The sequence below is a fragment of the [Haemophilus] ducreyi genome, assembly GCF_900109315.1.
Taxonomy (GTDB): domain Bacteria; phylum Pseudomonadota; class Gammaproteobacteria; order Enterobacterales; family Pasteurellaceae; genus Haemophilus_B; species Haemophilus_B ducreyi.
This window is the reverse complement of the sequence record NZ_FOJC01000008.1, coordinates 1-18140: the sequence shown is the minus strand read 5'-3', so window position 1 is coordinate 18140 and position 18140 is coordinate 1. Positions and strand designations below refer to the sequence as shown.

General features: G+C 37.9%; 18 protein-coding genes, 1 tRNA gene and 1 pseudogene. 9 read left to right on the top strand and 11 right to left on the bottom strand.

The window, feature by feature from the left end:
* The 4 genes from mltG to rpe all read right to left on the bottom strand — a co-directional run bounded on the left by mltG (nucleotide 1) and on the right by rpe (nucleotide 2619).
* A complete protein-coding gene (gene mltG / locus BMX01_RS06255; protein WP_064082499.1) occupies nucleotides 1-1035 on the bottom strand; it encodes an endolytic transglycosylase MltG in 1035 nt (344 codons plus the stop codon).
* A gap of 115 nt (nucleotides 1036-1150) precedes the next feature.
* Nucleotides 1151-1226: transfer RNA gene (locus BMX01_RS06250), tRNA-Lys, on the bottom strand.
* Between the two features lie 204 nt (nucleotides 1227-1430).
* On the bottom strand, nucleotides 1431-1664 hold the full coding sequence (acpP, locus tag BMX01_RS06245; protein ID WP_010945679.1) for an acyl carrier protein: 234 nt from the start codon (nucleotides 1662-1664) through the stop codon (nucleotides 1431-1433).
* A 280-nt stretch (nucleotides 1665-1944) separates the two neighbouring features.
* Entirely contained in the window at nucleotides 1945-2619 is a 675-nt protein-coding gene (gene rpe, locus BMX01_RS06240) for a ribulose-phosphate 3-epimerase (protein ID WP_064082501.1), read from the bottom strand.
* A 223-nt stretch (nucleotides 2620-2842) separates the two neighbouring features.
* Here rpe and BMX01_RS06235 point away from each other — a divergent pair, with 223 nt between their 5' ends.
* Both BMX01_RS06235 and ykgO read left to right on the top strand, forming a co-directional pair.
* Entirely contained in the window at nucleotides 2843-3112 is a 270-nt protein-coding gene (locus BMX01_RS06235) for a type B 50S ribosomal protein L31 (protein WP_064082502.1), read from the top strand.
* Between the two features lie 11 nt (nucleotides 3113-3123).
* On the top strand, nucleotides 3124-3249 hold the full coding sequence (ykgO, locus tag BMX01_RS06230) for a type B 50S ribosomal protein L36 (protein WP_006249481.1): 126 nt from the start codon (nucleotides 3124-3126) through the stop codon (nucleotides 3247-3249).
* A gap of 169 nt (nucleotides 3250-3418) precedes the next feature.
* Here the strand turns inward: ykgO and menB are convergent, their stop codons facing one another.
* The 4 genes from menB to recG form a co-directional block, all read right to left on the bottom strand.
* Entirely contained in the window at nucleotides 3419-4276 is an 858-nt protein-coding gene (gene menB, locus BMX01_RS06225; protein WP_064082503.1) for a 1,4-dihydroxy-2-naphthoyl-CoA synthase, read from the bottom strand.
* A 118-nt stretch (nucleotides 4277-4394) separates the two neighbouring features.
* The gene (locus BMX01_RS06220; protein WP_064082504.1) at nucleotides 4395-6101 is read right to left on the bottom strand and encodes a RelA/SpoT family protein; all 1707 of its coding nucleotides are present in this window, start codon (nucleotides 6099-6101) and stop codon (nucleotides 4395-4397) included.
* A gap of 139 nt (nucleotides 6102-6240) precedes the next feature.
* Nucleotides 6241-6522 carry a DNA-directed RNA polymerase subunit omega gene (gene rpoZ / locus BMX01_RS06215; RefSeq protein ID WP_064082505.1) on the bottom strand — a complete coding sequence of 94 codons (282 nt, stop codon included), beginning with the start codon at nucleotides 6520-6522 and terminating at the stop codon, nucleotides 6241-6243.
* A gap of 118 nt (nucleotides 6523-6640) precedes the next feature.
* Nucleotides 6641-8734 (bottom strand): ATP-dependent DNA helicase RecG, encoded by a 2094-nt coding sequence (gene recG, locus BMX01_RS06210; protein ID WP_064082506.1) that lies wholly within the window; start codon nucleotides 8732-8734, stop codon nucleotides 6641-6643.
* 291 nt (nucleotides 8735-9025) lie between these two features.
* Between recG and BMX01_RS06205 the strand changes: the two genes are divergently transcribed.
* On the top strand, nucleotides 9026-9736 hold the full coding sequence (locus tag BMX01_RS06205; RefSeq protein ID WP_064082507.1) for a hypothetical protein: 711 nt from the start codon (nucleotides 9026-9028) through the stop codon (nucleotides 9734-9736).
* A gap of 133 nt (nucleotides 9737-9869) precedes the next feature.
* Nucleotides 9870-11585, top strand: a complete 1716-nt coding sequence (gene proS / locus BMX01_RS06200; RefSeq protein ID WP_064082508.1) for a proline--tRNA ligase — start codon at nucleotides 9870-9872, stop codon at nucleotides 11583-11585.
* 102 nt (nucleotides 11586-11687) lie between these two features.
* Here the strand turns inward: proS and BMX01_RS06195 are convergent, their stop codons facing one another.
* Both BMX01_RS06195 and BMX01_RS06190 read right to left on the bottom strand, forming a co-directional pair.
* Nucleotides 11688-11882, bottom strand: a complete 195-nt coding sequence (locus BMX01_RS06195) for a hypothetical protein (RefSeq protein WP_064082509.1) — start codon at nucleotides 11880-11882, stop codon at nucleotides 11688-11690.
* Nucleotides 11882-12466 (bottom strand): sigma-70 family RNA polymerase sigma factor, encoded by a 585-nt coding sequence (locus tag BMX01_RS06190; RefSeq protein ID WP_064082510.1) that lies wholly within the window; start codon nucleotides 12464-12466, stop codon nucleotides 11882-11884. Before BMX01_RS06190 ends, BMX01_RS06195 begins: the two co-directional genes overlap by 1 nt.
* 88 nt (nucleotides 12467-12554) lie before the next feature.
* Here BMX01_RS06190 and msrP point away from each other — a divergent pair, with 88 nt between their 5' ends.
* Nucleotides 12555-13511, top strand: coding sequence for a protein-methionine-sulfoxide reductase catalytic subunit MsrP (msrP, locus tag BMX01_RS06185; RefSeq protein WP_064082511.1), 957 nt, complete (start codon nucleotides 12555-12557; stop codon nucleotides 13509-13511).
* Nucleotides 13511-14104: a protein-methionine-sulfoxide reductase heme-binding subunit MsrQ gene (locus BMX01_RS06180; protein ID WP_010945666.1), complete on the top strand. Its 594-nt coding sequence runs from the start codon at nucleotides 13511-13513 to the stop codon at nucleotides 14102-14104. The genes msrP and BMX01_RS06180 overlap by 1 nt, the downstream gene beginning before the upstream one ends.
* 103 nt (nucleotides 14105-14207) lie before the next feature.
* On the opposite strand, the gene asnA is transcribed toward BMX01_RS06180, so the two are convergent.
* On the bottom strand, nucleotides 14208-15200 hold the full coding sequence (asnA, locus tag BMX01_RS06175; RefSeq protein WP_064082512.1) for an aspartate--ammonia ligase: 993 nt from the start codon (nucleotides 15198-15200) through the stop codon (nucleotides 14208-14210).
* A 187-nt stretch (nucleotides 15201-15387) separates the two neighbouring features.
* On the opposite strand from asnA, the pseudogene asnC reads away from it, so the two are divergent.
* From asnC to murI, 3 genes and pseudogenes are all read left to right on the top strand, one after another.
* Nucleotides 15388-15854: pseudogene (gene asnC, locus BMX01_RS06170) on the top strand (transcriptional regulator AsnC).
* Between the two features lie 131 nt (nucleotides 15855-15985).
* Nucleotides 15986-16750, top strand: coding sequence for a uridine phosphorylase (udp, locus tag BMX01_RS06165; RefSeq protein WP_074647977.1), 765 nt, complete (start codon nucleotides 15986-15988; stop codon nucleotides 16748-16750).
* A 170-nt stretch (nucleotides 16751-16920) separates the two neighbouring features.
* Complete coding sequence (murI, locus tag BMX01_RS06160; RefSeq protein ID WP_064082515.1) at nucleotides 16921-17718, top strand: glutamate racemase; 798 nt, start codon at nucleotides 16921-16923, stop codon at nucleotides 17716-17718.
* Nucleotides 17719-18140 lie beyond the last annotated feature (422 nt).

The window sequence follows — 18140 nt, the reverse complement described above, 5'->3', positions numbered from 1 at the left end:
TTATTTGTTCTCATTTTTCTTGTTACGTTCAATTTTAATCCATTGCTGGACAGCTTTATTGTGTTCATTCAAACTTTTACTGAATTTATGTCCGCCTGAACCATCTGCTACAAAGTAAAGATAAACGGTATTTTCTGGTTGGGCAACGGCTTTCAATGATGCTGCACTCGGCATCGCAATCGGTGTGGGCGGTAATCCTTCAATCATATAGGTATTATAAGGCGTTAGGGTCGTTAAGTCTTTACGGCGAATATTGCCATCGTAAGTATCCCCCATGCCATAAATAACGGTCGGATCGGTTTGTAATTTCATCTTTAATTTCAAGCGGTTAATAAATACTGAAGCAATTTGTGGGCGTTCACTCGCAATAGCGGTCTCTTTTTCTACAATAGATGCTAAAATTAACATTTCATAAGGTGTCGCTAATGGCAAGTCTTGCGTCCGAGTTTGCCAAGCATATTCAAGTGCTTTTTGTTGTTGTTGATAAGCACGTTTTAGCAAGTCTATATCGGTAGAATAAGGCACATAATGATAAGTATTTGGTGCAATCCAGCCTTCTAATTTTGCGTGAGGTATATTGAGTAACTTAGCTATTTCTGCTTCTGAGTGATGTTGTAAAGTTTGTTGTAAATAGTCCGCTTGTTTAAGTTGTTCACGCCATTGTTTAAATGTTTGACCTTCAATCAATTTTACGGTTAATTGAACTTCTTTGCCTATGCATAAATGTTTAAGTAATTCTTCTAGCGTGGTTAAGCCCTTAAGTGAGTAAGTGCCTGCTTTAAATTCGGCAAGTTCGGGTGTTAGTTTGATCAAATAAGGTAATAGATCAAGATCGTTATGCTGAATAATGCCTTGTTTTGAGAGTTGTGTCGCTAATTGTTGACTAGATGTGCCTTTTTCAAGCGTAAAAAGCTGATTGGCTTGGTGCGTTAAGGGTTGTTGTGCTAAGTGGCTAATTTTTTGATAACCATAGTAGATAACGCCTGTAGTAATAAAAATAAGTAAGATGAATGCAAAGAAGATTTTTTTAATCATTGAGTGAATGCGATAAATATAAAGTAGTTTTAAATTAAGATATAGCAAATTCTACACTATAACTATCCGCTAAGTGGTTTTTTTAATGAAAATTTTTAGGAAAGTATGAAATAAGTGGTGGGTCGTGAAGGATTCGAACCTTCGACCAACGGATTAAAAGTCCGCTGCTCTACCGACTGAGCTAACGACCCTTAATATTGCATAACAGGCGTGTATAATACGGATTTTAGTAAGAGCGTCAAGTGCTTTTTATCTATTTTCTGTTGTTTGTTTGGTTTGTAAGCGGTTTTAAGTGTTTTTGAGCAAATTTTTATTGATTGAACTAGAGATGCGTGAATTTAGATAAATAATAGTTAAAAAATAAGGCAGTCATTTGACCACCTCATATTACTGAATTATGCGTTAGCTTTTGCCACGTAATCAATTGCAGATTGAACTGTAGTGATTTTTTCAGCTTCTTCGTCTGGAATTTCGATATCGAATTCTTCTTCTAAAGCCATCACTAATTCAACCGTGTCTAAAGAGTCTGCACCTAAGTCTTCAATGAATGAAGCTTCTGGTTTTACATCTTCAGCTTTAACACCTAATTGATCAACGATGATTTTTTTTACGCGTTCTTCAATGCTCATTTTATTTTTCCTATGTGAAATTCGCCTAAATGCGAGAGTTGAACAGTGTAAAGAAAAAAAAGCCAAATTCAACATTTTACAAAAAAGGTCGAACCAGCGCGCTTTTTCTAACACGAGAATAATGTAGTTTACTCAACATAAAAATAGAGTAAAAAAGTCGCATCCATTCTAACATTATGCAAGTACTTTATCTATAGTAGATTATGCCTAGATCGGTAATTTATCTTGTATAAATAGCCAATTTTTGCAAATTTTTTGCAGAAATAGACCGATTATTTATTTAAATCTTGGATAATTCTGCCCGCATTTGATCGATAACGCTTTTATAATTTTGTTGATCAAAAATCGCTGAACCTGCCACGAATGTATCTGCGCCTGCTGCGGCAATTTTTGCAATATTGTCAATTTTTACTCCGCCATCAATTTCTAAGCGGATATTTTTTCCACAGGCATCAATCCGTTGGCGGACTTCTCGTAATTTGGTTAATGTACTTGGAATAAATGTTTGTCCGCCAAAGCCTGGATTAACGCCCATTAATAAAATCATATCGACTTTATCTATTACATAATCAAGGTAATGCAGTGGTGTGGCGGGATTGAACACTAAGCCTGCTTTACAACCATATTGATGGATTAATTGCAAGGTGCGGTCAATATGATCAGTCGCTTCAGGGTGGAAAGTAATATAATTCGCTCCTGCTTTGGCAAAGTCAGGAATTATCCGTTCCACCGGTTTGACCATCAGATGTACATCAATTTCTGCCGTAATGCCGTAATCACGTAATGCTTGGCAGATCATTGGGCCAAAGGTTAGGTTTGGCACGAAATGGTTATCCATTACATCAAAATGGATAATGTCTGCCCCTGCTGTTAATACTTGGTTGACATCATAACCTAAGCGGGCAAGATCAGCAGATAGAATAGATGGTGCAATAAGAAAAGGTTGTTGTGCCATTGGTCGTCCTCAGCAATTTATGCAATCAATATAAGTAATAGCCTACCATAAAATCAAGAATGAAAAGTTAATTTAGATCTTAATTTTTTCTTCAATGGGTTAAGCATTTATTCGTAAAGCCATAAAAAATTATAGAAATATATGGAAATAAGAAGAATTCTCAGGTAGGATATAACCACTTTTTATTTAGGGAAATGACTGTGTTAGTCGGAGGATTTTTAATATGAAAAAAGGAATTCATCCTGAAAATTATCGTGAAGTATTATTTTATGATGCTTCTGCCCAAATGGGTTGGGTTATTCGTTCTTGTGTCGCAACTAATAAATCAATGATGTGGGAAGATGGTAAAGAATATCCATTTTACCCATTAGATACTTCATCTGCGTCACACCCTGTTTATACAGGTAGACGCCGTGAAGCAAATACGGAAGGTCGCGCAAGTAAATTTAATGAACGCTTTAAAGGTATGGCAAGTTTAGCGGCTAAAAAATAAGAGGAATGTGCATGAAAATTTTAAATTCATTAAAAACAGCTAAATCACGTCATCCAGATTGCCAAATCGTTCGTCGTAAAGGCAAGTTGTACGTTATTTGTAAAACGAATCCTCGTTTTAAGGCACGCCAGCGTTAGGTGTAAAGATAAAAGCGTATTTAAATAATACGCTTTTTTTATGTGATAAAAGACGGTTTAGGCAAATAATACACCGTTAGCGCAGGGTTACGTGTAGCTAAAGATAATTTATCTTGTGTGCTTGTTACTGCCTCTCTGAGTAAGAGAGGCAAGTATTACCAATATTTGTTTATGGATTACGCTTGAATTTACTAAAGTCTGGTTCACGTTTTTCATTGAAAGCATTTCGGCCTTCTTGGCCTTCTTCTGTCATATAGAACAGCATGGTTGCGTTGCCCGCTAATTCTTGTAAACCAGCTTGGCCATCACAATCAGCATTGAGCGCTGCTTTCAAACAGCGTAAGGCGATTGGGCTATTTTGTAACATTTCACGGCACCAACGCACGGTTTCTTTTTCAAGATCGGCATAAGGCACAACGGTGTTAACTAAGCCCATGTTTAATGCTTCTTGAGCATCATACATACGGCATAAGAACCAAATTTCACGCGCTTTTTTCTGACCAACTATGCGCGCCATATAGCTTGCTCCCCAGCCACCATCAAAGGAACCGACTTTCGGACCAGTTTGCCCAAATTTAGCATTTTCAGCGGCAATAGTTAGATCGCACATCATATGTAATACATGGCCACCACCAACGGCGTAGCCTGCTACCATTGCTACTACGGGTTTTGGACAGGTTCTAATATCACGCTGAAATTCAAGTATATTGAGGTGATGAACACCTTGGTCATCTTGATAACCGCCGTAATCGCCACGAATTTTTTGGTCGCCGCCGGCGCAAAACGCATATTCTCCTTCACCGGTTAACACAATTACGCCTATTTTTTCATCAAAGCGAGCATCAGTAAAAGCGTTGATCATCTCTTTTACGGTTTGAGGCCGAAAAGCATTGCGGACTTCTGGGCGATTAATCGTAATTTTGGCGATACCGTCAGTTGATTTATGATAACGAATATCAGTGTAGCCTTTGCTATGATCGACCCACTCAATCGGAGCATAAAGAAATTCTTCGCTTGGATATAACATTGTTAGTTTCCTTTAAAATATAGAAAAAATTCGGCTAATTATAGCCGAATGATAAGAGATAAACGAGTAGAGAGGTTGGAAAAGCGGAAAGATTTGCGAATGAGACCGCTTGTAACGACTAGGCGCTGACTTTTGCCACACGTATCACACCGCGGACTCTAATCAATTTTTGAATAACGACGTATAGATGCGTTTTATCTGTTACGCTAATTCGCATTTTCACTTGGTAGTTGCCTTTATCATTTGGGCGACTTTCAATCATACCAATGTTGCTGTTCATAGACGCGATAGTGTTTGTAATATTAGCAAGCACGCCAGTTTGATCTTTAATTTCTAGTTCGATATCTAATTGTTCAACTTTCTCTGTTTCTTCTGGTTTTTCAGCAATCAGTTCAAACTGTTTAAGGGCCGCTTTAATTTTTGATCGCGCTTTGGCTGTGACCACAAAATTTAGCCACGCACGTTTTGGATGTTTACCGGCTTTGGTAATAATTTCAACGGTCTGACCCGATTCTAGCGGTTGTGAAATCGGATATGGCTTACGATCAACGGTTGCACCAATACAACAATCGCCAATATCTGAATGTACTGCATAGGCAAAGTCAATAGCGGTCGCTTTAGCAGGTAATTCGACAATTCGACCTTTTGGCGTGAACACATAAATATCATCTGAAAAAAGATCCGATTTAACGTTTTCAATAAACTCGTCGGAATTACCCGCGCTTTGTTGTAATTCGACAATACTGCGTAGCCATTGTTGTGCTTTTTGCTGTACGCTCGTGGTTTGTGTTTGATCTTCACTATAACGCCAATGGGCAGCAACACCTAATTCTGCCATTAAGTCCATATCTTCAGTCCGGATTTGTACTTCAATCGGCATACCTTTATGGCCAATCATTGACGTATGTAATGATTGATAGCCATTGCTTTTTGGCACGGCAATATAGTCACGGATTTGGTATGGTCTAGGTTTATATAGCGCGTGCATTTGTCCAAGTACGCGATAACAATTATCGATCGAATTGACTACAATACGAAAAGCATAGATATCCAAAATAGAATGAAAATGTTGATCACGCTGACGCATTTTTTCATACAAGGCGTAAAGATGTTTTTCACGCCCGTAAACACGGCCTTTAATCCCCATTTCATCTAAACGCATTTGTATTTCGTGCGAGATAGTTGAAAGCAGATCTTGACGAGTGCCTCTAGCCATATCAATGGCTAAACGTAAAATGCGATAACGATAAGGATGCATGGCTTGAAAGCATAAATTTTCCAATTCATTTTTCAGATGCTCAATTCCCAAACGATGGGCAAGAGGGCTATAGATTTCTAGTGTTTCTTTAGCAATACGACGGCGTTTATCTGGACGAAGTGAACCCAGCGTCCGCATATTATGTGTGCGGTCGGCTAATTTAATTAGTACTACACGAATATCTTTGGTCATTGCCAAGATCATTTTACGGAAGTTTTCAACTTGAGCTTCTTGGCGGGTACGGAATTTTAATTTATCTAGTTTTGAAACGCCTTGTACGATTTTTGCAACATTACTACCAAATTCAGCCGCTAATTCTTCTTCAGTATAGGGCGTATCTTCAATAACATCATGTAATAAAGCAGCCATAATTGCTTCATGATCTAGTTTCATTTCAGCAATAATGGTGGCAACCGCGACCGGATGAGTAATATAAGGCTCACCACTAGAGCGAGTTTGACCTTCGTGAGCATCACGAGCCACGACAAAAGCGCGTTGTATCCATTCGATTTTATCGGTAGGTAAATAAGTTTGAATAATGCTATGAAGCGGCTCAAAAAGATGCAAATTTCACCTCACAATATGGCAAGTTAAAAAAATAATGGATAATTGTTAATGTTTAGCCAGATTTTAGCGCTTATTCAAGCAATAAAACCTTGTTCATTATCAATTATCCATCATTAAATGAATAAAAATAAGCGTTGTATTAAGCGTTGGTTTGAATATCGGTTAAGAAAGAAATCGCTTCTTGTTCAGCCACCTCTTGGCGGACTGCATCGCTATTTTCTAATTGATCCATAATTGACCCGTTAATCAGGCCTTTTTCAATTTCGCGTAAGGCGATCACGGTAGGTTTATCATTTTCTTCAGGGACAAGCGGCTCACGAACGTGAAGTTGTAATTGTCTTGCACGGCGTGCGGCTGTCAAAATTAAGTCGAAACGGTTACCGATTTTATCGGCAGCTTCTTGGACGGTTACACGAGCCATTGAGTTACTCCAAAGTTTTATATTTTCATTTATAAAAAAGATCAGGGATTATATAGGTATTCTGTGTTAATGACAATTGAAAATCAGCCTATGGTATTGATTAGTGATCCATTAGCAATTAAGCATTGCAGTAATCGGCTTTTTGATTCAGCCACCGTGCGATTAAGGCTTCAGCAAGCGCTGGAGTTTCACTAATAATTTGTTTGGCAGAGTGTTGTACTAAAGGGATCAGTTTACGGTCGCGCATTAGATCGGCGACTTTAAATTCAGCCATACCTGTTTGTTTAGTGCCAAGAATTTCACCCGTACCACGAATCTCTAAATCTTTCTCGGCGATATAAAAACCATCTTGGCTATCACGCATAACTTGTAAACGTTTGCTAGAAATTTTACCTAGCGGTGGTTTATACATTAACACACAATGTGAGGCAGTCGCTCCACGACCTACACGCCCACGTAGCTGATGTAATTGTGCTAGCCCTAAACGTTCGGAATTTTCAATAATCATAAGGCTAGCATTTGGCACATCAACGCCCACTTCAATCACAGTAGTTGCAACCAGTAAATCTAATGTTCCCGCTTTAAACGCGACCATAATGGTTTGTTTTTCTTGCGGTTTCATTCGTCCATGTACTAAACCAATACGTAAATCGGGTAGCGCACGTTGTAAATCTTCAGCAATTGCCGCTGCTGCTTGTGCTTCTAGCACCTCGGATTCATCAATTAATGTGCATACCCAATAAGCTTGGCGACCTTCATTCTTACAGGCGTGATACACCCTCTGTACCACTTCTGCGCGACGTTCTTCAGCAATAACAATCGTTTTGATCGGCGTTCTACCTGGCGGTAATTGATCAATAATTGAGGTATCTAAATCAGCATAAACGGTCATTGCTAACGTGCGTGGAATAGGCGTAGCGGTCATAATTAATTGATGGGGATAAATTTCTTGTCCATTGGTTGTTTTAGCACCTTTTTCCCGTAATGTTAAACGTTGATGTACGCCAAAGCGGTGCTGTTCATCAATAATCACCAGTGCCAAATCGTGAAATGCGACACTTTCTTGAAATAACGCATGCGTGCCAATAATCATCTGCACTTCGCCTTGCTCAATTGCGGTTAATTGTGCACTTCTTGCTTTGCCTTTTATTTTGCCCGCTAGCCAGCCAACGTTAATGCCAAAAGGTTTGAGCCACTGTGTAAAATTAGTTGCATGCTGTTCTGCCAAAATTTCAGTTGGCGCCATTAATGCCACCTGTTTGCCGTTATCAATCGCTAATAATGCGGCTAAGGCAGCCACTAATGTTTTACCTGAACCTACATCACCTTGCACTAATCGCATCATCGGTACCGCTTGTGCTAAATCGTTTTCGAGCTCGGCGGTGACCCGCGTTTGTGCCGGTGTAGGTTGGAACGCTAAATTGGCTAAAAAGCGTGTTTTTAACTCGGTTTGGTAATGTAATGGCGTGGCGTATAGCTGTTTGACCCCAAGGCGTAATTGTTGCATAGCTAAATTATGTGCCAATAATTCTTCAAAAATCAGCCGCTTTTGTGCCGGATGTTCGCCTTGCGCTAAGGTTTCGGCAGAAATGTTGGGCGGTGGGCAATGTAATAATTGTAAGGCCTCAGTTAAGTTGTATTGATATGGATTGTATTGCGCGGGAAGTAATTCAGCAATTTGTGTCTTATTTAATAGCGCTAATGCTTGTTCGGTCAGTTTACGCAGTGCGTTTTGTTTTAAGCCTTCTGTTGTGGAATAAATTGGCGTTAAACTTTCGGCTAATGTTAGCGGTTGATTATGCCAAATAATTTGATATTCAGGATGGTGAATTTCAGCCATAAAACGGCCACGTTTAATTTCACCAAAGGCTTTTACGCGTACACCCACTGCAAAACTATTTTTCATCCCAGCATTAAAATTAAAGAATTTCAGCATAATTTTACTTGTGCCATCGGAAAGTACTACCGTCAAAATCGCGCGCCGACTGTATTCAACCTCTGTCAGCTGAACGTGCCCTTCAACCGTCACAAAATGCGCAGGCCGAGCATCAGCAATGGAGGTGATTCGCGTGCGATCTTCATAGCGAATCGGCAAATGAAACAGCAAATCTTGCACATTATAAATCGCTAAGCGGTGTAATTTTTCAGCGATAGCAGCCCCTACGCCCGTTAGGTGAGTGAGAGGAATATCATTTAAAAGTTGTTTTTCCATTGTAATTTTAGGTGTTTGTTTTGTAAGCTAATTGTATGCAATGATTAAGCAAGTGTAATTTATCAGGAATTGAACTATTTTAAGCCAATTTCTGCTTATTTAATGTAAATTTATCAGCTAAATTTTTTCCAAAGTTAATTTTGTCTGTGTTATGATAAAATGTAGCTTATTTAGTGTATAAAAGCGATTGCGATAATTTTTTATGCTCTAAAAAGTAATATTGAAAATAGTAAGCACTACTGAGTAAGGTAGTAGGCTTTTTTTTTGTGTGTATCAAGTTAAAGGTGATTTATGAAAAAGATTATAACAATATTATGTTTAGCGTGTGGATTTTCTAATTTTGGGCATGCAATAGTGACACCTGGTGGTATTCCTCCAAAATGTTATGAATTTTTATATCCAAAAGGGACTAATGTTTTATCTAAATTGCAAACAACGCCAAATGATAATCAATTGGAACAAATTAATTTAAGTGATTGTAAGTTGGATTTCCCATGGAGTCCTCTTAATACTTTTGCAGATTACCCAGAGAACCGTAGGATAGAAACCTTGTTAGATTTGTGGAGAGTTGTTCGATGGAATCGAGGATATTTACAAGAGCATAATGCAAATCTTTATGATTTATATCAGAGAATGAATGCATTAGAATCTTTGAGTGGCTTAGGAAACAGTGAAAGTATCGCTGAATTCACAAAAACAATATACCCTTTAATTGGTGGCGAAATATTGAAGCAAGTAAATCAAAAAGTGCATGAATTACGTAAAGAAACATATATGAATACCGCTAATACAGCCGCAATGTCTTCATTAAATTTTGGCAATAGCCAAGGGATTTCGTTTGGTGCAGCTATCGGTGGCCATAAAGGTCAACATTCCTTAGCATTAGGTACAGCGTACACAGATTATCAAACACAGGTGAATGTAAAAATAGCTTTACCTGTAAGGCAACCTAAGCCAAGTAATATTACTTATGGTATAGGTTTTGTATATAATTTCCAATAATTTATTCTACCTATTCAAGCGGTCAAATAGGCAGATTTTTTGCAAATTGCAAAATTTTTGCCATATTTGACCGCTTTTTGTTTTAGAATAAGGCATAGATTTTTAACTGAATGTAATTAAATAGGAACAAACGATGCGTACAAGTCAGTATTTATTTTCCACGCTAAAAGAAACTCCAAATGATGCTCAAGTGATCAGTCATCAGTTAATGTTACGGGCAGGTATGATTCGCCCGATGGCTGCAGGGTTATATAATTGGTTACCAACAGGCGTTAAGGTATTAAAAAAAGTAGAAAAAATTATTCGTGAAGAGATGAATAAAGGCGGTGCGATTGAGGTATTGATGCCGGTCGTGCAACCGGCGGAATTATGGCAAGAATCAAATCGTTGGGAGCAATATGGACCTGAATTACTGCGTTTTGCCAACCGTGGTAAACGTGATTTTGTGTTGGGCCCAACTCATGAGGAAGTGATCACTGATTTAGTGCGTCGCGAGCTTTCTTCCTATAAACAGTTACCCTTAAATCTATACCAAATTCAAACTAAATTCCGTGATGAAGTTCGCCCTCGTTTTGGGGTAATGCGTTCACGTGAGTTTGTTATGAAAGATGCTTATTCTTTCCACACTACACCAGAAAGTTTACAACAAACTTATGAGGTGATGTATCAGGTTTATCATCGAATTTTTACCCGCTTAGGCTTAGATTTCCGCGCTGTGCAAGCGGATACGGGATCGATTGGTGGTTCAGCCTCACACGAATTCCAAGTGTTGGCATCAAGCGGTGAAGATGATATCGTTTTTTCCACTGAATCTGATTTTGCCGCTAATATTGAATTAGCCGAAGCGGTGGCAATAGGTGAACCTAAACCAGCAACTGAAGCGATGGTGTTGATCGATACGCCAAATGCTAAAACAATTGCAGAATTGGTTGCACAATTTGATTTAGCCATTGAAAAAACGGTTAAAACATTAATTGTGAAAGGCGCAAGCGAAACAGCACCGCTTGTGGCATTAATTTTGCGCGGTGATCATGAGTTAAATGAGGTTAAGGCGCAAAAACATCCATTAGTGGCAGAACCGCTAACATTTGCAGATGAAGATGAAATTAACGCTAAAATTGGTGCGAGCGTTGGTTCTCTTGGTCCGGTTAATTTAACCATACCGGCGATTGTCGATCGCTCCGTTGCGTTAATGTCGGATTTTGCAGCGGGAGCGAATATTGATGGTAAACATTATCTGAATGTTAATTGGCAACGTGATGTGGCATTGCCTGAGGTGTTTGATTTACGTAACGTAGTTGCTGGCGATCCAAGTCCTGATGGCAAGGGCACTTTGTTGATTAAACGCGGTATTGAAGTTGGGCATATTTTCCAATTAGGTCAGAAATATTCTGACGCTATGAATGCAACCGTACAAGGTGAGGACGGCAAACCATTAGTGATGACAATGGGCTGTTATGGTATTGGTGTAACACGTGTAGTGGCGGCGGCGATTGAACAACATCATGATGAGCGAGGAATTATTTGGCCAACGGATGAAATTGCGCCTTTTACTGTGGCGATTGTGCCGATGAATATGTTTAAGTCAGCGAGCGTGCAAGCATTTGCTGAGCAACTTTATACGGATTTAATGGCACAAGGCGTAGATGTGATTTTGGATGATCGTAAAGAGCGACCGGGTGTGATGTTCGTAGATATGGAGTTAATCGGTGTACCACATATGATCGTGATCGGGGAGAAAAACCTAGAAAATGGTGAGGTGGAATATAAAAACCGCCGTACTGGTGAGAAGACGATGATCGCCAAAGATCAGTTGTTAGCCTATTTAGCGCAAAACGTGCAGGCGTAATGATGACAAAACGGCAAGAGAATGGATCTTGCCGTTTGTGCTATATGGTAATAAATAAGCGAAAAATAACCGCTTAATTAAAATAACCGTATGTTTTTTTATTTAAGCTTCTTTTTCGCAGTTGTTTTCAGGATCGCAATAATTTTGTAATAGTTTCCGCATTTCATTATTGTTTTTCTTAAAATGGCGACATTTAGGGCATAACCATAAGTGAATTTGTAATTGAATACTGTCTTTTACTTTTAACTTTTGCTCACAATTAAGTGAAATTAATTCTGAAGCATGTTCACAATTCATTAATCTTTTTCTCCATCGAACCAATTTTTTGTTAGGCAGGCTTGTAGTTGTAATCTTGCGCGATGCAAAATAACGTGTAAATTTGCAGTACTAATCTCACATTCTTGGCAAATTTGTTCGCTTGTCAGTTCTAAGTGTTCTCGCATCATGAAAATACGTGCCTGTTGTGCAGGTAGCTTATTTAAACAAATGTCGAAGATCGCCCAAAATCCTTTCTTATAATTTAACTGATTTACATCTTGCCATTCTTTTGGTTGATAATTATCCGCTGCCCAGTAGCCTGTTTGGTCAAAAAATTGATTTGGACTTTCTTCTTCGACTAATTCTGAAATATTGACTAGCCGTTTTCTTTGTTTGATTAAATCAATAATTTTGTTTTTCAAAATGGCAAAAATCCAAGTTTTTAATGCCGCTTGTCCGCGAAAAGAATGTGCATTTTTATAAGCGCTTACTAATGCTTCTTGTACGACATCTTCTGCTAAATCAGCGTCTTTTAGCTTTAAGATCGCAAATTTCATCATTTGTAAGCGTATTTCTTCAATTCTTTTCGGGGTAATCGAATTTAATTGTTCAACTTCTGACATTTTTCCCTCGTTATAAATTATTTTATCTTTTGTGTAATTATTTCTAACTTTTTAAAGACAAAACAATTATATATAAAAGGAGCTAATAATGAAGCAATTAATGATGAGTGATGTCACACCAGAAGAAATTTTTAATCAACGCCGTCAAATTATTAAGTCGATGGGGTTAGGTATTGCCACTTTAGGATTACCGAATATAGCGTTTGCTGAGGAAAACGTCAGCGAGCTTAAAGCATTAACGTTTAAGGCGGCGAGTAAAAGTGATCTGGCCTTAACACCAGAAAATAAAATTATCGGCTATAACAATTTCTACGAATTTGGTACGGATAAAGCAGCACCAGCTAAATTTGCTAAGGATTTTAAAACGGATCCTTGGCAGTTAGAAATTACCGGTGAAGTGGAAAATCCATTTGTACTTAATCATCAACAATTATTTAATACCTTTCCATTAGAAGAACGTATTTATCGTTTTCGTTGTGTTGAAGCGTGGTCAATGGTTGTGCCGTGGATTGGTTTTGAGCTAGCACGGTTAGTGGAAATGGTAAAACCAACCAGTAAAGCGAAATATGTTGTTTTCCATACCTTATATGATCCAGAACAAATGCCAGGCCAAAAAAATCCTTTATTTGGTGGCAGTATTGATTATCCATACGTTGAAGCATTAACTATTGAAGAAGCCATGAATTCCTTAACGCTATTATCAGTCGGTTTATACGGCAAAATGTTACCGCCACAAAATGGTGCGCCAATTCGATTAGTGGTGCCTTGGAAATATGGTTTTAAAAGCATTAAGTCGATTGTGAAAATTTCTTTTTCAGAAACACGTCCAAAAACAACTTGGGAAAGTTTAGCGCCAACTGAATATGGTTTTTATGCGAATGTTAATCCAAATGTTGATCATCCACGTTGGTCACAAGGCTCTGAACGTGTTATTGGTGCTGGCGGTTTATTATCAGTTAAACGTCAGCCAACGTTAATGTTTAATGGCTATGAAGATCAAGTCGCTCATTTATATAAAGATTTAGATTTGAAGGTAAATTTCTAATGTTAAATGTATTACGTGTGATTATTCATTTAGGTTGTGGGATTCCTTTGGTGTGGTTGGCATTTGTTTTGAATAGTGAGAGTGAAGTGTTCGGTGCAGATCCAACTAAAGATTTGGAACATTTTTTAGGTTATACTGCCATTATCATTTTCTGTATTATGTTTTTATTGGGAATTGTGTTGCAATTACTGAATAAAAACCAATATCAAGTATTACGTCGCCCATTAGGTCTATGGGCATTTGCTTGGGCATTATTGCATGTAGCGAGCTATTTAGTCCTTGAGCTTAGCTTAGATGTTTCGCTGTTTTTCAGTGAGTTAGTACAACGGCCTTATTTAATTTTAGGTGGGATAGCGTTTACCATTTTAATGGTGATGGCGATCACTTCTATTCCGAAAGTGAAAACAGCACTGGGTAAAAAATGGTTCAGCGTACATCAATTTGCTTATCCGGCTATTGTGTTGGCAGCCATTCATTATTATTGGTCAGTAAAAGGTGTCACGCTTGGCCCGATCGTGATTGGTATAATGGTAACCGTCATTGTCTTATGGAAGTTTACTGGACATCATATCATGCATAAACTCAAAGCATAAAATTGCCGAGTATTCACTCGGCATTATGAAGAAGCTAATCTATTTATCCATTTAAGCGGTAGTATTTGCGCAATTTTTGCCAAATATTACCGCTTTTTGTATGTTAAAGAATGTTTTCAAATTGGGTAAGCATTTCCGTTGGCCATACACTTGATTGTACTTCACCAATGTGTTTTTTATGTAGTAGAAACATCACTAAACGTGACTGCCCAATACCACCGCCGATAGAAAGCGGTAAACGACCCGCTAATAAATCTTGATGCCAATCCATCGTTAATCGATCTTCATCACCAGTTAAGCTGACTTGTAAACGTAATGCTTGTTGATCAACACGAATGCCCATTGAGGATAATTCAAAGGCAGAGCCTAATTCTTCATTCCAAACTAAAATATCGCCGTTTAAACCTTTATAGCCATTTTCAGATTCAGTTGTCCAATCGTCATAATCAGGTGCACGACCATCATGCGCTTTACCGTCAGATAATTTACCTCCAATGCCGATTAAAAAGATCGCACCGTGTTCTTTACAAATCGCATTTTCACGTTCTTTACTGGACATATTTGGATAACGCTGTGCTAATTCTTCGCTATGTATGAACGTAATTTGTTTTGGCAAACTTGATGGGATATCAAAGCGCGCTTCAACCGCTAATTCAGTTAAACGAATGGCTTTATAAATTTGATTAACAGTCTGTTTTAAATAAGCAAAGTTACGTTGGCCTTCAGGAATTACTTTTTCCCAATCCCATTGATCAACATAAATAGAATGTGTTGGGTCTAAAGAATCTTCATCGGGACGCAATGCTTTCATATGTACAAATAAACCTTCGCCTTGTTTAAAACTAAAACGAGCTAAAGTGTGGCGTTTCCATTTGGCTAATGAATGTACAACTTCAAACACTGCGCCAGGAATGCATTTTACATTTACCTGTACCGCTTTTTCGATGCCGGATAAGTTATCTTGCATACCATTGCCCACTTGGCTCAAAATCGGCCCTTGTACTTCAATAATATCTAATTGATCGATCAGGTATTGCGTAAAAGTGTTTTTAACAAAACTAATTTCTTGTTGTTGTAAAATAAAGCTCTTTTTCATTGTTTTTTCCTAAAAATTGGTTATTCATCTAGATATAGATTTTTACGAGATGGATATAATTTAATATAATTAAAGAAAAATACAACAGTTACTAAATAAAATAGTTTTTTATTAAAAATTTTTTAATTTTTTTGCTTAAATGTTGTTTAATATTTAATAAAAATAAAAAGGAGCGTGAATTTTGAACATAAATTGTCAAACAAAACAGCAAATTGACCCGCTTGATAAGCAAATTTTAGATGCTTTAGTAAAGGATGCGCGCACGCCTTACGTAGAAATGGCAAAAAATTTTAGTGTCAGTGTTAGTACTATTCACGTTCGAGTGGAAAAATTACGTCAGGCAGGTATTATTGAAGGCGCAAAAATTCGCCTCAATGCACGCAAATTAGGTTATGATGTTTGCTGTTTTATCGGTATTATTCTTAAATCAGCTAAAGATTATGAACGGGTAATAACAAATTAAGGGATTTTGAAGAAGTGGTAGAAGCCTATTATAAAACCGGTAATTACTCTATTTTTATTAAAGTAATGACGCATACCATAGAAGAGTTGCATCACGTATTAGCCACTAAAATTCAATTAATTGATGAAATACAATCAACTGAAACGTTAATCTCAATGCAAAACCCAATCTTGCGGGATATTCAACCTTAGAAGCAAACGTTTTTAGTTGATCAAGCTCACAGATTTGCCCATTTTTTATTGAAAACAATCGCTTATCTTTTAGGTCCGTGGTTAGAATAGTAAAATTGTAGATGATTTATTGTTAAAGTAAGGAGATAGTTATGTCTGACGTATTCCATTTAGGTTTAACTAAAGCAATGTTAAAAGGGGCAAAAGTAGCTATTGCCCCAGGTGATCCAGCACGTAGTGAACGGATTGCCAAAAAAATGGAGAATCCAGAGTTTTTAGTTTCAACCCGTGAATTTACCTCATGGTTAGGTTATTTAGACGGCGAAGCTGTTATCGTTTGTTCCACCGGAATTGGTGGACCATCAGTGTCAATTTGTGTCGAGGAGTTGGCTCAGCTTGGTGTGCGAACTTTCTTACGTGTCGGCACAACCGGCGCTATTCAACCGCATATTAACGTAGGTGATATTTTAGTGACCACCGGTGCGGTTCGTTTAGATGGCGCTAGCCAGCATTTTGCGCCGCTTGAATATCCTGCGGTCGCTAACTTCGAGTGTACTAATGCAGCCTACGCTGCGGCGATAGCATCTGGTGCAACTACTTACGTTGGTATTACCGCCTCTTCAGATACCTTCTATCCTGGCCAAGAACGCTACGACACCTTTAGCGGTAAAGGTTACCCGAAATTTCAAGGCTCATTAAAACAATGGCAAGACCTAAATGTAATGAACTTTGAAATGGAATCAGGCACGTTATTTACCATGTGCTCAGCATTAGGTCTACGCGCAGGTATGGTATCAGGCGTCATTGTTAATCGTACTCAACAAGAGATTCCAAACGAAGCCACCATCAAAGCAACAGAAGAAAAAGCCGTTTCTGTAGCAGTAGAAACAGCACGTAAACTAGTTAAACTAAGTTGAAAAACTAAAACTTAAATAGCAATTTAAGCGGTTAAGTTAAAGGAAATATTTCACCATTTTCCGAATAAACTTAACCGCTTATTTTTATCGTTCCATCATATCCTTGAATCAACATACAGAACAGAGTAGCATTTCAGAGAATAACCATTACATTTATTGACCATCATAAAATGAAACCAACCATTCTTTTATATGATTCAGGCATGGGCGGATTAACCGTTTATGACGAAATCCGCAAAAAGCTACCGAATGCCCATTATTTATATTATTTTGATAATGCTTGTTTTCCTTATTCAGAAAAACCAACCGAAGTACTGATAGAAAGGGCAACTAAAATGGTACAAAAAATGGCTAAAAATTACCCACTTGATCTAGTTGTTGTAGCATGCAATACGGCCAGCACAGTCGTTTTGCCCACACTACGTAAGATTTTCCCCTTCCCAATTGTTGGCACAGTCCCTGCTATCAAACCAGCGGCTGCATTATCCCAAACTAAAACAATAGGATTACTCGCAACGAAAGGTACGATAACCCGCCCTTATGTATTGAGCTTGATTGAACAATATGCCCCAAATTGCCAAATTGAAAAGATAGGTTCAACCGCATTAGTAGAACTCGTAGAACAAAAATTGCAAACAGGTGTTATCGACCTAACCCGTTTAACACCAATCATTGCCGACTGGCAAAATCATCGAACATTAGATACCGTAATTTTAGGCTGTACCCATTTTCCAATGGTCAAAACAGAACTGCAACAACTGTTACCGAATGTCAAATATTTTCTAGATTCAGGCAACGCAATAGCGAACCGAGTTACTTATTTAATTATGCACTCCCCACATAATCAACAACTTGAAAAACAAAGAGAAAATCTAGCGTTCTGTACACAACAAAATAATCAATTTAAACAGCAAGCAAAGATTATGCAAAGATGGGGATTCCCACAGTTAAATACGCTAATGATTTAGTAAAAAAATTACTTTTAAATCAAATGCTTATATTAAACCAAAATAAACCGCCTGAAAAATAAGCGGTCAATTAAAAATTTCAAAAAAAGTATTTGCAAAAAGGGAAAGATATCCTATAATGGGCGACACACAACGACGCACCGTTGTGAGCTGTTAAGCTAGATTGAGCGGTGCGTCGTTTTATTTTGCTCTTTAACAACGAATCAGACAATCTGTGTGGGCACTTGTTGATTGACTTAATTTTATATGTTTTATAAAAACTTGAAGTCTTAATAAGTGCTTAAACTAGAAATTCATATTAATTTAATTCCTTTTGTTTTACTTTCAAGTGAAATGAAAGAGAAGAGAAGTGAACTAAGCTAAGCAGTTATTGAGCGATTAAACTTTTTAAATTGAAGAGTTTGATCATGGCTCAGATTGAA